General features: G+C 39.7%; 8 protein-coding genes. All 8 read left to right on the forward strand.

The genetic code is table 11. The annotated features are described in order from the left end of the window. Positions 1 to 519 precede the first annotated feature (519 nt). Positions 520 to 3,426 carry a SusC/RagA family TonB-linked outer membrane protein gene (locus tag QF042_RS12220; RefSeq protein WP_307528684.1) on the forward strand — a complete coding sequence of 969 codons (2,907 nt, stop codon included), beginning with the start codon at positions 520 to 522 and terminating at the stop codon, positions 3,424 to 3,426. 9 nt (positions 3,427 to 3,435) lie between these two features. Beyond that, entirely contained in the window at positions 3,436 to 5,064 is a 1,629-nt protein-coding gene (locus QF042_RS12225) for a RagB/SusD family nutrient uptake outer membrane protein (RefSeq protein ID WP_307528686.1), read from the forward strand. Positions 5,065 to 5,154: 90 nt separating this feature from the next. Beyond that, positions 5,155 to 8,244: a TonB-dependent receptor gene (locus QF042_RS12230; RefSeq protein ID WP_307528688.1), complete on the forward strand. Its 3,090-nt coding sequence runs from the start codon at positions 5,155 to 5,157 to the stop codon at positions 8,242 to 8,244. A gap of 11 nt (positions 8,245 to 8,255) precedes the next feature. Next, positions 8,256 to 10,001: a RagB/SusD family nutrient uptake outer membrane protein gene (locus QF042_RS12235; RefSeq protein WP_307528690.1), complete on the forward strand. Its 1,746-nt coding sequence runs from the start codon at positions 8,256 to 8,258 to the stop codon at positions 9,999 to 10,001. Between the two features lie 254 nt (positions 10,002 to 10,255). Continuing rightward, entirely contained in the window at positions 10,256 to 10,531 is a 276-nt protein-coding gene (locus QF042_RS12240) for an alpha-L-fucosidase C-terminal domain-containing protein (protein ID WP_307528692.1), read from the forward strand. 389 nt (positions 10,532 to 10,920) lie between these two features. Beyond that, entirely contained in the window at positions 10,921 to 12,354 is a 1,434-nt protein-coding gene (locus QF042_RS12245; RefSeq protein ID WP_307528693.1) for a hypothetical protein, read from the forward strand. Positions 12,355 to 12,411: 57 nt separating this feature from the next. Then, the gene (locus QF042_RS12250) at positions 12,412 to 14,070 is read left to right on the forward strand and encodes a beta-N-acetylhexosaminidase (RefSeq protein WP_307528695.1); all 1,659 of its coding nucleotides are present in this window, start codon (positions 12,412 to 12,414) and stop codon (positions 14,068 to 14,070) included. Positions 14,071 to 14,093: 23 nt separating this feature from the next. Next, complete coding sequence (locus QF042_RS12255) at positions 14,094 to 15,596, forward strand: alpha-L-fucosidase (protein WP_307528696.1); 1,503 nt, start codon at positions 14,094 to 14,096, stop codon at positions 15,594 to 15,596. The last annotated feature ends 208 nt before the right edge of the window (positions 15,597 to 15,804 follow it).

Genomic DNA, 15,804 nt, shown 5'->3' on the forward strand with positions numbered 1-15,804 from the left:
GCTGTTTTTCTACCTTTTCATTTACAATTTTCGACTTTTTTCAGGCGATAATACGCCAGTTTTGAATTAATCAAATTAAGGTGATTACTCCACAATAACCAGGTGCAGGAACTACTGATTAAATAAACTGACCAAACCAGATGAGATGAAGAAAACTAACCACAAAAATTAATTACAGTCTATCCACAACTTTAGTTTGACTACATCAAATCAACCAACCAACAAAATAACCCAAACAATGAAATGTAACTATAACCAATGGAGAACTATGCCGTGTAGCATATATCCGCCTTTCCCGTTTTCGATTTGCAGCAATCGAATTAAACTGATGATGCTTATGCTTAAGTCATAAATCCAGTCCAATATTCTAATAAACAATGCAAGTTACTGCTTACAAGTAATGAGGCATGCAAATCTATCATCCTATCTGAGCGAATGCTGGATGAATAAGCTTGTAATCAGTGTTTTAAGTAGTCGCTCCTGCACAATTGAACTTATAAACAAAATAAATTATTTTAAATGAACGGAACTTATACTTCGATTATTAAACGGATAACGCTGTTTGGAGTGCTGTTATTTCTGGCAAACAGTGTTGATGTTTTAGCATTCCCAAGCCTTAGCAATTCTTTAAAAAGTAAGAAATTTCAGATACCGCTGTCTGCAAAAAAAAATAGCAGACAAATCCCCAACGATTCATTATCGAAATGGAGAGATTCTTTGAGAACCAGACTCAGGAATTCTATGGCGGTAACTTTGCCAGATCATGATGTCCCGGTTTTATTTGGAACGCAGAAAAATGTAAAAAGAATTCAATCTTCGGCTACTATAAGTGGAGAAGAACTGAAGAGTTTTCCTACGCCACAGGTTGGCTTAATGCTGTACGGGAAACTGCCAGGTTTGTATGTGGTTCAAAATAATTTCCAGTTAGGTTCTGACGAACCTACTATATCGTTAAGAGGAAGAACACCATTGGTCGTAATTGATGGTGTGCCACGCTCGTACCTAAGTATTGATCCCGAACAAATAGAAAGCATCTCCGTAATTAAAGATGCACTGGGCACTGCACTATATGGCATGAAAGCCGCTGACGGTATGATACTGATTACGACCAAACGCGGTGCAAATATGCCTAAGCAAATTACCTTTACCAGTCAATATGGTATTCAGCAGCAAATTGAACGGCCTAAATTTTTGGATGCATTTAATTATGCTACCTTATTTAATGAGGCTTTGGCAAATGACGGACGGCAACCCATTTATACAACAGCCGATTTAGATAAGTATAAAAATGGTACGAATCCGTTTACGCACCCGAATGTAAACTGGACCGATGAAATTTTAAAGGCTACGGCACCTGTAAGCAGACAAAACCTCAATTTAAGAGGCGGAAGTAACAAGGTAAGGTATTTTGTAGACCTCGACTATCTAAGCCAGAATGGTTTTTTAGTTACCAATCCGTCCATCAATACTTATGAAACCAACAATAGTTTCAAGCGGTTTTCTTTCAGAAGTAACATAGATGTTGATTTAACAAAGAGTACAACACTCAGTTTAAGCTTGTTTGGAAGAATAAGAAACAGCAATCAACCCGGATCTACAGTAGCCAGTATTTATAGTGCATTGTTAACTACCCCTAATAATGCCTATCCGAAATTTAACGAAAATGGCTCGCTGGGTGGAAACACAGAGTTTCAAAATAACCTGTATGGTATGTCCATAAAATCGGGATACAGGCCATCGGTAAATAGAAATTTAGGGGCAGATGTATCGTTAATGCAAAAGCTCGATACCTTTTTGCCTGGTTTGTATGTTAGTGGCGCAATATCTTTCAATTCCTACTATAACGAGAACATTAACAGAAGTAAATCTTTTGCTGTGTATTCTCCAGTAGTAAACCCTGCTACAAACCAAACCAGCTATAAAACAATAGCTGGTGATGGTACACAATCGAATAGTTCATCGCCCACTGATTTAAATCAACAAATCTTTTCACGTTTCGATTTGGGTTATGATAAAACAATAGATAAAAATACTTTTAAAGCCCAGTTGTTATTGATCAGAGATAGTTACGTTTTGGGTGGCGCTTTATCGCAGGTTAACCAATCGCTTGGGGGAAGGTTTAATTACGATTACGATAATAAGTATTTATTGGAATTGGCCACTTCTTACATGGGGTACGACCGTTACAAGGCCGGAGACCAGTGGGGCTTCTTTCCTTCAGTTGGTTTGGGCTGGAACATTGCGAACGAAAGTTTTTTTGCCAATTTAAAAAACACGATTAATTCGTTAAAACTGAGGGCTTCTTATGGTTTAACAGCTACAAATGCTGCCGCCGGTTATTTCCAATACCTGCAAAACTTTGATGGCGGCGATACATTTTACAGCAGAAATCCGCTAACCACTTCAAATACAAAGGATGAAGGACCGCTGGCTAACCCAAATATTACCTGGGAGAAAGCAAAGAAATTTAATATCGGCTTAGATGCTTCAATTTTAAAGGATAAAATATGGTTTACGGCCGATTATTATAAGAACAGTTATTATGATCTATTGCAAACCAGAAGAACAAATGCAAGTGCAGTAATTGGAGCTGTTTTACCACCTGAGAATATTGGTAAAAACCAGTATTCGGGCGTTGAGCTGGGAATTGGATATCAAAATCAAATCAACAGCTTTAAGTATTTTATTTCTGCAAACGGCTCGTGGAGTGCAAGCAAAGTGATTTTTAACGATGAACCTTTTAGGAAAAATGCTTACGAATACAGAACCGGACAGCCTGTAGGACAAAATTTTGGTTATGTAGCAGATGGTTTTTATAACAACACTGCCGAAATTAACAACGGACCAAAAGTTGACGGCTACCTCCCAGTTCCAGGCGACCTAAAGTATAAAGATTTAAATAACGACGGTATCATCAATACTTATGATATGACTGCAATTGGCAGTACCAAGCCTGTTTTCTTTTACGGTGTAACCGGAGGAATAAATTATAAAGGTTTAGATTTTTCATTCACCTTAAATGGTACAGCAAACAGAAATGTGTATTTCAACTTTATCAATTTTGCACCAACTGGTGCAGCCGGCGGATATGGGCAAGCCTTAGAAAGCAGCTTGTTAAGGTGGACACCTGCTACCGCTTCGCAGGCAGAATATCCACGTTTAAGTGTTGGGAATAACCCAAATAACAGTCAGGTTTCTTCTTTCTGGGTAAAAAACGGCAGCTATTTAAGATTAAGGAATGTAGAAATAGGTTATAGCTTACCTGGTAACCTGATTAAATTAATCGGTTTTACCAATGTCAGGGTATTTGCCAATGGTCTTAACCTGTTAACCGCTACAACCTTAGATGGGGTAGACCCGGAAGTGTTGATTGGAAATGTACCCAATCAGCGGATATTCAATTTTGGTGTTAACCTTCAGTTTTAAATCTCGATTATGAATAATTATATTAAATACTTCGCTATAATCTGCCTGTTATTTGCATTTGGCTGTTCGAAAAAATTTGAGGCAGAACCTTTAGACCGCATCACCGGCGACTTAATTTTTGATCCCCTTGATAAGAATGCTGATTATGCAAAACAATTTTTAAACGGAACCTATTTGTTGTTGCCAGATTGGTACAACAGGATAGATGGCAGCTTTTTAGATGCCGGAACAGACGATGCAGTTCCATCAAGAACAGGAACCCAGGCAGAATTTTACCGTACAGGTAGAATATCATCTGCAACCCTTCCTGATGATGTTTGGAGCAAGAATTACATGGGGATCAGAAGAGCCAATCTTTTTTTAAGCAAAGTAGACATAGTGCCTACAACTGCAGTTTTAAAAACTCAGTTTAAAGCTGAAGCAAGATTTTTGCGTGCCTATTTTTACTTCGAACTGGTTAAGCGCTGGGGTGGTGTGCCTTTAATTGGTGATAAAGTATTTACCATCAGTGATGATATAAATGTTCCTAGAAATACGCTCGACGAATGTTATACTTATATCGTAGCTGAGTTGGATGCCATAAAAAGCTCATTACTGCCTTATGCCATTAGTGATGGAGATTGGGGCAGGGCGAATATCGGAGCTGCAATGGCGCTAAAATCGAGAGTGCTGTTATATGCTGCCAGCCCTTTAAGTAATCCGACAAATAATGCCCAGAAATGGACGCTTGCTGCGCAGGCAGCAGCCGAAGTGAAAGCATTGGGCTATACCTTAGCAACCGATTGGATTGCCAATTTCAATGCCACCAAAAACACCGAGTTTATTTTTATTAAACAGAATGCTTTAAATACAAATATCGAAATCAACAACGGTCCGATTGGATATTTACAGGGTGTTGGTTTAACCAGCCCATCGCAAAACCTGGTTGATGCATTTTTAATGCTTGATGGAAAAGCGATTTCCGATCCGGGATCAACTTATGATCCGAATAACCCATACTTAAACAGAGACCCCAGGTTAACAGCTACAGTTATGCACAATGGCAAAAATTGGCTGGGAAGGCCTGTTGAAACATTTGAGGGCGGCCAGGATAAACCTGGAGGGAACAGAACACAGACCAGAACCGGGTATTATCTGAGAAAATTTATGGGGAAATTTGAAACTTCTACTACCTACACCAATCAGGCCCATCACGTCATCTTATTAAGGTATGCTGAAATTTTATTAAACCATGCCGAAGCGCTAAACGAATCGGGTGGAGCAGTTGCCGATATCGTTAACAATTTGGTTTTAATCAGGAAAAGAGCAGGAATTCTTCCTGGTTCCAATAATCTTTACGGTTTATCACTTACACTTAGCAAAGATGAATTGCGCAAAATAATTCAGAATGAACGCCGTATAGAACTGGCTTTTGAAGAGCACAGAACCTGGGATCTGAGAAGGTGGAAGCTGGCCGAAATTGAATTGAACAAACCAGTTAGAGGGGTTCAGATTATCAAAAACGGAACAGCCTTCTCTTATACTTATTTCAATGCTGCAAATGCTGTTTTCGATGCTAAAATGTATTGGTATCCCATACCACAGGCCGAAATATTAGCCAATAATAAAATGGTTCAAAACCCAGGATGGTCTAACTAGTAAGGGCATTAATATAAATAAGAATCATACAGGTTTCAAATCACGAGAGTGAAATGGAAATCATGCCAATAAAAAAGAAACTATATACAGATGAAAAAAATACTGAATATAATATTGCTTGTGCTGATCACTAATTTAGTTTACGCCCAAACCAAAGTTGTACGGGGTGTTGTGGCAGACGATAAGGGCACAACGCTGATTGCGACAACAGTTACAGAACAAGAAAACCCAAAAAACATTGTGATCACCAATACCAGTGGCGCTTTTAGCATTAAAGTTGGTGCAAACAGTACTAAACTGATCATAAGTTCTGTTGGTTATATCACAAAAGTAGTAACCATTACCAGCCAACCTTTAAATATTGTTTTAAAAGAAGATAATTCAAATTTAAATGAAGTAGTTGTAGTGGGCTTTACCCCACAAAAGAAGATCACCAATGCCGGTGCAACCAGTACGGTATCGGGTAAAGAATTAAGACAGAGCCCTGCTGCAAGCTTTCAAAATGCACTGGCAGGAAGGCTGCCCGGTTTGTTCCAGCAGCAAACCAGTGGTCAGCCAGGTGCAGATGCCGCTAATATTTACATTCGCGGGGTGAGTACCTATACAGGTGCCTCTAACAGGCCATTGGTAATTGTAGATGACGTAGAGTATCCTTACGAGCAGTTAAGTCAGCTTAATTCTAATGAAATCGAAACGGTTTCCATTTTGAAGGATGCTTCTTCAACGGCTATATATGGAATAAAGGGGGCAAATGGTGTAATTGCCATTACCACCCGAAGAGGCACAATTTCTGCCCCAAAAATTACATTCAGAAGCGATTTTGGCTTGCAAATGCCAACCGTAAGAAGAAAACCACTGGATTCTTATAATGCCTTAATCTTATTGAAAGAGATGGAGGTAAATGAGGGTAGAGACCCCAACCTGACTTTTCCGGGATTGATTACCGAGGAAGCGCTAAACCACTTTAAATTGAACGACGATCCATATCGCTACCCAAGTGTACAATGGTACAATGAGGTAATGCGAAAAACAGCGCTGCAACAAAGCAACAATATCGACATTACTGGCGGGACCCAAAATTTAAAGTATTTCGTAGCACTTGGCAACGTCAGTCAGGACGGTATTTTAAAAAATATACAAAAGGATGAAAATTTTAACAGTAACTATTATTTAAAAAGATACAATATCAGGTCGAACGTTGATTTGAACGTAACTAAAACCTTAACCTTAAAGCTGGATCTTTCGGCCAGGTTTAATGAAATTAACCAGCCAAACCTGCCTGATGTACTGGCAGGTGGCGCGGTATCTATTTGGAGAAGATTAAGCAGCGGACTTTTAAACCCGTGGAATTACCCTGTTAAAAACGAAGACGGGAGTTACGGGGGCAGAAAATCAGCAACGTTAAATCCGGTTGGGATTTTGCAATATGCGGGTTACAACAGAAATTACAGTAATAACCTGAACTTAAACCTAAAGGCCAATCAAAATTTAGATTTTGTGACCAAGGGACTTGCCGTAAGGGCAATTTTAGCCTATACCAATAATGTAGAGTTTAACCGATCATTAACCAGAGGGCGTTTTCCTACTTATGCCTACCTGCCGGGATCGGATGTTTTAGACCCTGTTTTTCCGGAGCTAAGTAGGTTAGAACCGCTTACGGCGACTACTACATTTGATGCCAATACATCGAACTATCCCCTTCGCAAGATCAATGCACAAGGTATTTTAGATTATAACCGCCAGCTCGGAAACCACAATTTATATGGTCTCATCGTGTATAACCAGTTAACGGATATTTCTGGTGCGAATATTCCTGCGAATTTCAGAGGATATTCCGCCAGGCTTGGATACAATTACAAATCGAAGTACATATTCGAGTTGAACGGCGCATATAATGGTACCGATAGGTTTAAAGCAAGTAAACGGAATGGTTTATTTCCGGCAGTAAGTGCGGGCTGGAACATTAGTGAAGAGCCCTTCTTTAAAAAAGCACTTCCTTTTATCAACTATATGAAATTCAGGGGCTCGTTGGGTACCGTTGGTTCTGATGATTTTCCGAATACTTACCGTTATATCTATGAAGAAATTTATAATGCCCCGGCAACGGCGGCAAACTCTTACTGGTTTGGCGATAATAACAGCTTACAGTATGGCATTACTCCGGGTGCGCTCGCGAATGAAGATGTAAGATGGGAGCAGGAGCGTAAGTTCGATATTGGTACAGACATTAAATTGCTGAACAGTAAACTTGGGATAACCTTCGATTATTTTAACCATAAAAGGTATGATATTTTAACGGTTAGGGAAACCGTGCCTAATTTCTCAGGTATCTCGTTACCTCCTGTAAATTTAGGTATTGTAAATAATAAAGGTTTTGAGCTCGATCTGTCATATCAGAATAAACTATCAGAAAACTTCTCCTATTTCGTTAAAGGAAATATTTCCATCTATAAAAATAAAATAGTTTACCGCGATGAGCCCTATAATCAGGGTAATCCCTTGCTGATGCGCACAGGCCGGCCTATTGGACAGATTTATGGATATACCAACATCGGTTTCTATAACGATGAGGCCGATATCGCCAATAGTCCAACATCTGTTGGCCGGGCAGTTAAACCCGGCGATTTGAAGTATGCCGATATCAATAACGACGGAAAGATCGATCAGGGTGATATTGGTCCGATTGGCAACCCCAATATTCCCCAGATCAACTACGGCTTTTCATTAGGTACAAGTTACAAGGGCTTCGATGTTTCAGTCCTTTTTCAGGGTGCCGCAAAAGGAAGTTTAAGTGCTTCCACTATGTTTCAGATCGGAACTACTAATGGTACACCTTCCGAAATACACCTAAAAAGGTGGACACCAGAAACGAAGGAAACTGCAGAATTACCACGCTTAGGTGGGGCCAACTTTGACCAGTCTACCTTTTGGTTACGCCCAACAGATTATATCCGACTCAAAAATGTAGAACTAGGCTATAACTTCAGAAACAAACTGGTCAGTAAAATCGGATTATCAAATGCCCGTATTTATGCCAATGCCGCAAACCTGATTACCTGGTTTAGCCTGAAAATTTACGATGTAGACCCTGAGTCTCTAAATTCTACAGGTACGGTAGAGGCCTATTCATCGTATCCCCAACAAAAAATTGTAAACCTTGGCTTACAGGTAACATTCTAATATATAAACAGATGAAAAATATAAATTATATAAAAACTTTAACATTAGTTAGTTTATTAGCGATAAGCGCTGTTGCCTGCAAAAAAACTGATAGTAATAGTTTTTTGGATAAAACAGATGTAGGGCAGCTTAATGAAGCTACTGTATTTGCAGATAGTTTGTTAACATTCAGGTTTTTAACAGGTATTTATACCGGTTTGGCCGGAACATACTACCTCGACAATGGCTTAACGGGCGGTGGTTTGTGGTCGTACAGTGATGCATCAGATGATTCGGATATCGTATGGAGCGGTGCCACCGCACAAATAGCACCAGCCTTTAATTCGGCAACATTTCAAAGTCAGGCCGATTTTAGCCGGTTTAAGAACCACTGGAACAATTGTTACAATAATATCAGGCGGGTAAATGTTTTTTTGGCAAACGTAGACAGATCTCCAATCTCGGCCACCAGAAGAGCAAGTTTAAAATTAGAAGCCAGGTTTTTAAGGGCCTATTATTACTGGCATTTACTGCGTAATTACAGTGGTGTGCCAATTATTGGCGATAAAGTGTACGCCATAACCGACGATTTTGGTTTAGCCAGATCTACATTTGCCGAAACGGTAAATTATGTGGTTAGCGAATTAGATGCCTGTGCAGCTTTGCCTGTAACCACACAAATTGAAGATTTCGGACGGCCCACAAAAGGTGCTGCATTGGGCTTAAAATCAAAAGTTTTACTTCTGGCTGCCAGTCCTCTTTTTAACGGGCAAAACCCCGGTACTGGCGCCAATAAAAATCTGGCAGGTTACGATAATTTAGATAACAACAGATGGAAACTGGCCGCTGATGCAGCAAAGGCGGTAATGGATATGGGCATATACAATTTGGTAAAAGATAATACAACCGCCCCTGGTTATGGATATTATCAGATGATGATTACCAGAAATACCCCCGAACATATTTTTCAGGTCATGAAATCGACAAACAGGTGGTACGAAGGTTTTCTGCTTCCGGTTTCCCGCGGAGGGCAGGCTTACTCTTATCCAACTCAGGAACTGGTCGATACCTATCCGATGAAAAATGGTAAGAACATTAAAGAAGCGGGCTCAGGTTACGTAGAAGCAAATATGTACAAAGACAGGGACCCCCGCTTTTACTATTCTATATTATATGATGGCAGCTTGTGGTTAAACAATACCACAAACACCAAAACGGTAGTTAATTTGTACGCCAATGCCCCGGGCGATGGCTTAGGCACCTCGGGTTCTACTAAAACGGGATATTTATACCGCAAATTTTGTCATGAAGGTGCTGGAGGCAATTTTGGTATATCCAATAATATAGGTTTGGTGGCGATCAGATATGCCGAAATATTACTGAATTACGCAGAAGCACTTAACGAATTTAGTGGGCCTGGCACAGAAGTGTATCAGGCCATTGAGCAAATCAGGGAAAGAGCAGGTTTAGTGCCATTTCAATTGCCATTGCAGTTAACCAAAGAGCAAATGAGAGAAGTAATCCGCAATGAGAGAAGGGTAGAATTAACCTATGAAGAAGCGACTAGATTCTTTGATATCAAAAGATGGAAACTGGCAGAAACTTTAATAAACGGTCCGGCCAATGGCATGCGTTGGACGCGTAGCGGATCAACCGTTACCGGAGCCCGCTTTTCTTTTGAAACCAGGAGGTTTACTAACCCTCAAATGTATTATTTCCCCATTCCACAATCAGAAATTAACAAGAGTGCAGTGCTGATTCAAAACCCCGGATGGTGAGCGCGTCTTAAGTCCGAAGTCATGAGTCCGGAGTCGATCAGGTCGTCATTGTGAGGTACGAAGATAACCGAACGACTGAGCTCATGAATACCTTCAAAAACAACTGCAAAAATGAATAATCTTAATACGATTGCTTCAGCTCCCGTTTATCTGGTCTTGCAATGCCAATTTCGAAGGACCAATTGATCAACCACCAACGAACTAATGACTAGTGAACCAATGAACAATAGTAAATCAGTTAACTGTCTCAAACAATGAACCCAATAACCAAAATCAGAACACTTGAGCCCATTATGTTTTATTCGGGAAAGCAAGATGAACTGCAAATTTTTTTAAGCGAAACCGAATATGGCGAACTGATTATTAAGTCGCTATCTAACGACCAGATTCAGGTTAAAGCAGTAATGCTCGACGAAACAGGTGAAAAACTCAACTGGAAACAGGATTACAAAGGACTTAGAATTTCGGTGCCTGAAGGATTACAGATAAGTGGTGGGAATATGGGGCGAGTGTTGAAGGTTACATTTTAGTCATAAACCCCGAGTTAGCAGTTCGGAGTCAATTGCGGCGGAATGTCACCCTGAGAGATATTTATTTTATAAAAATCAATATTAATGGAAGGAGAATTTAAGAGATTAAATCTCCTCAGATTATCGTCATTGCGAGAAGGCTTTTTCAGCCGACAGCCTGCCCCGATTTTCGGGGAAGCAATCTTTATGGCAAGGATCACTAGCATGAAAGATTGCTTCGTCGTTCCTCCTCGCAATGACGACCTTTCTTTTGAATCTGATAATTAATAAGTTAACGTAAGTTGTAATTTAACTAATCGCTGTAAACAATATGGCTATCAACCATGAACCAATGACAATGAACCCTTGAACTAATAATCAATTAACCATAAACTTTTAAACCATTAAACATGAAAAACAAAAAACAACTTTGCTTTGCGCTGCTTTTGATAATTTCAAGTGGCCTTTTAATGAACGCCTGTAAAAAAGCACCCGTTTCAGAACCAGAAACGACTAATGCAAAACCAACCACATTGGCACTTACTTCGGGAACCACTCCGCCGAGTTTTGTTACCAATACCAAAAACTTAAACATTGTAATGTTTGTGCCAACCGATAACCCAGCGCTTTCTGATTACAAAACCCGCTTAACCTCTTTGCTGGTTCATTTTCAGGGCTGGTTCCATACCGAAATGTTAAGGTATGGTTATGATAAATACATGGGGCTGCCCAAAATCGATTCAACCGGCTTGGTACGTTTTATCGAAATACCAGCTCAGTTTGCACAATCAGCTTACCCTTACGATGCCAGTATTTCAGCAACTAAAATCCTGAACGAAATTGCAGCTTACAAAGCTACACATGCTTCGGAGTTTTCAAATTCAAGCCACACGCTGATTTTATTGCCACAGCGTACCGATGGCAGTTTCGATCAGCCTTTTTATGGTTACGGTAAAAATTGTTTCGCTACCGATAATTCAAACATGGCGGTTGATAAAATTCCGAATGCAACATCAAATTTACTTGGTGGTATGCTGCACGAGCTGGGTCATGGCTTAAATTTACCTCATGATCATGCCAAATATGCTTCAGAACAACCAACCTTGGGTACTTCTTTAATGGGATCAGGAAATGTAACTTTCAGTAAAGGTCAGCCAACATTTTTAACTGAGGTTGATGCTGCCATTTTAAACCGTAACGAAGTTTTCCAGAATCCTTTGCCTACAGAAATACCTTACGAAAGTGCTACAACTACGATTAATGCACAGTTTGCCTACAATGCAACAACACAGGCTTTTAATGTTACTGGATCGTTTACCAGCAATAAGGAGGTAAATGATGTCTTAATTTACATGGATCCAGATTTGGGTGGTAGTGATGCTGATTATAATGCAGTGGCATGGAGATCGAACCCTGGTACCGGAAATACAATTTCAGCAACCATTCCTTTTAGCGAGCTTTATTATAAAAATAACGAAGCGTATAACATCAGGTTGAAATTGCTATTGAAAAATGGCGGTAATGTAAGCAAAACCTATTCATTTTCATTTTTAAATGGTGTGCCGCAAATTGGTGCGAATGGTTCTGCTAAGTTTCATCAGAATGCCAGTTATGGTGGCTATGGTGTATCGTTACCCGTTGGTCAGTATACCACAGCAGATTTAATTAGCCGTGGCATTAGTAATAATGATGTGTCATCAGTTAATTTAGGGCTTGGTGTTAAAGTAATCATGTATGATGGAGATAACTTTACCGGAAGTAGCATAGAACTCACCTCATCAAGTACTTTTGTTTCTACTTTTAACGATAAGGCATCGTCGATAAAAGTAATTGCAGTTAATTAATAAATAAAGAATTTTAACACAGACTGATCTGAAGATGCTCAATCTAAAAAGCCAAAAATGAGAAAAGCACTTTTTTTAAGCCTGTTATTTGCACTGTTTGCCCAGTTACTGTTTGGGCAAACCGTGCAAAAAAATGTATTAGGAGAATTTAAAGCTGATAAATATTCTTCAGCATTTGCGCAGCAACCGGGAATTATTCCGATGCCTGTGCAATTTGTAAAAGGTAGTGGCTACTTTTCCCTTAACAGTTACAGCAGTATTAGTTACAATAACGATCAGCTAAAAACAATTGCTTATTATTTTCAGAACGAATTATTAAGCCAAAAAGGAATTACCCTTCAGCAGAAAGCAAAATCGGCAAATATTGTCCTGGTGCTTAGAGCAGGAAAGAAACATGCAGATTCATGTGCTTATCAGATCAGTATCAAACCTGGCCAAATTATAATTTCGGGTACACATCCCAACGGGATTTTTTATGGAATGATCTCATTGCTGCAATTGGCGGTAACCAATAAAAACAACCAGATTCCGGTTGCTGAAATAAGCGACGCACCAGCTTATGGCTGGCGTGGATTTATGCTCGATGAATCGCGCCATTTTTTTGGTAAACAAAAAGTGAAATCCATTTTAAATTGGATGGCGTTCTATAAATTGAATACTTTTCACTGGCATTTAACCGACGAACCTGCCTGGCGCTTGGAAATTAAGAAATATCCCAATTTAGCGCTTATTGGAGGAATTGGAGATTACTTAACGCCTAATTTACCAGCTCAGTTTTACACGCAGGCCGATATTAGAGAAATTGTAGCCTACGCCGCAGAACGCTATATTAAAGTTATACCCGAAATTGATATGCCAGGGCATGCTACAGCAGCCAATAGAGCCTATCCAGAATATTCAGGAGGTGGTTCAATTGGGCATCCAGAGTTTACCTTTAACCCAGGCCTGGAAAAAACCTACAGTTATTTAACCAATATTCTACAAGAAACCAATGTGCTTTTCCCTGCCGGCTTAATCCATTTAGGAGGAGATGAAGTGAGTTATGGAAATGAAAAGTGGAAAAGTAATCCAGATATCTTAAAACTCCGCGAACGTGAAAAGCTAAAAGATGCTGCTGCGGTAGAACATTATTTTATGAAACGTATGGCCGATTCGCTCTACCAATTAAATGCCAGGGCTATTTTTTGGGATGAAATGGCTGAAGCTGACCTGCCGAAAGAGAAAGCCATTATATTTTGGTGGCGCCAGGAAAAACCTGCTCAGCTCCGTACTGCTTTAAGTAAAGGTTACCAAACGGTTTTATGCCCCCGCTTGCCGCTGTATTTCGATTTTGTGCAGGATAGCACCCATCAATACGGCAGGAAATGGAACAAACTATATAATCCGATTGAGCAGGTATACCAGTTTGATGCACAGTCTTTTGCTGAAAATGATAAAGAAAAACAGCTTATTTTAGGAATACAGGCCAACCTTTGGACAGAAACTGTAGATCATGATAACCGTTTAGATTATTTGCTTTTTCCCCGCATTGCTGCCTTGGCAGAGGCCGCATGGACACCGCAAAAACATAAAGATTTTAAAGCCTTTAGCAATAATTTAAGCCAACATCTGGTACTTTATAGCAAAGCAGGACTTTATTATTATCATCCTTCAAAGCCCTTACAAAATCCTGAAATACCAGTTAGAAGAAGGAAACCATTAAATTATAAAGATTAACGAGAACACGCTAAAATTTGGACATGAAGAATATATTAAAGTTTGCCTTGGTTACCCTTGCTGCTATAGTTGCAGTAAATCGTGCAGATGCACAATGGACAGGACCAAAGAGCAAGCCTACAAAAGAAGTTGAAGTTAAATATGGAACGTTAACACCACCTCACCGTACTGATGCTGATATGGAAGCTTTTCGCAGTTATGGTTTAGGCCAGTTTATTCATTGGGGAATTTATGCTATTGCGGGTAACGAATGGAATGGGGTAAGCGCAAGGGGCGGTGCAGCAGCATCAGAATGGATCCGCTCCTGGGGTGGGCCTACCGCACCTAAGGATTGGGCCAAAACCTATGATAACTTATACAAGCAATTTAACCCAAAAAACTTCGATGCCAAACGTTGGGCTAAACAGGCAAAAGATATGGGCGCAAAGTATGTCATTTTTACCACCAAACATCATGATGGATTTGCACTTTGGCCTACAAAATATTCCGATTATAATGTTTCTGCATCGCCGTATAAAAAGGATATCGTAAAGGAAATTGTAGATGCCTATACCGCCGAAGGTATTGATGTATATCTCTATTTTTCTATTTTAGAATGGAATAATCCAAATTATATGGGTAAAGCCCAAAAAACAGACGAAGAAAAAGAAAAATTCGGTAAATTTTTAGCTTATACCCGAAACCAGCTTTTAGAGCAGCTGGATAACTATCCAAAAATTAAAGGTTTCTGGTTTGATGGTACCTGGGATGCCTCCTGGAAAAGTGCATACGAATTTACCTACAATTTAGAAAAAGAACTCCGCGAAAAACATCCTGGATTAATTATCGGCTCACGTTTCCGTAACGATGAACATGGCTCGCGACACTTCGATTCGAATGGCAACATTTTAGGCGATTATGAACAAGGCTGGGAGCGTAAGTTACCTGCAGAATTTGAGTGGTTAAACGGTAACGATTGGGATGCGGTAATGACCATTCCGCCAAATGGTTGGGGTTATATGAAAGATTGGTCGGGAATTTATACCAAAACCACCGATGATTTATTGGATATGCTGATGCATTCGGTATCAATGAATGGCAATTTTGTATTAAACTTTGGTCCTGATGGAAACGGAAACATGCATCCGGAAGAGGATAAAATTGCGAAGGAAATTGGCGAATGGATAAAACTCAACGCTGAAGCAGTGTATGGTGTTCGCCATGCTGCATTAACGCCTTCTAAATTAGGCTACTTTACGCAAAAAGACGATAACCTTTATTTAACAGTTTTTAACCGACCTGTAAATAGCATTGTGCGTATTGCAGTGCCTAAAAATGCAAAACAAGTTCCGGGTACAGCTGCGCTTTTAATCAACAGCAAAAAATTGGAATTAAAACAATCAGACATCGGTTTAGATCTGGATAAGAATACCTATTACGATGTAACACTGCCAAAAGATTTTCAGCCCAATAAGGCATTTGTAATTAAAATGAAATTGATAGCACCAAAAGCAAAATCGGCAAAGTTAATGGATGCTAAAATGTAGGTTAGGAGTGCCCGTTATTTTATTGAATTTTAATTTCAGTACGGTTTAAAATAAACCGCTGCGGTATATCGATCAAGTAGTGAGGCTGTATCAAAAGACAATTTCTCGGCAAATTTGCCATGTTGAGCCTCCCGATGAAAATCCTATCGTATGGACACATCTACATTAGCCAGTATTTGTTTTTAGCGCATATCCCTAAGGCGATCGT

Origin of the sequence: Pedobacter sp. W3I1 (assembly GCF_030816015.1) — a bacterium.
GTDB lineage: Bacteria > Bacteroidota > Bacteroidia > Sphingobacteriales > Sphingobacteriaceae > Pedobacter.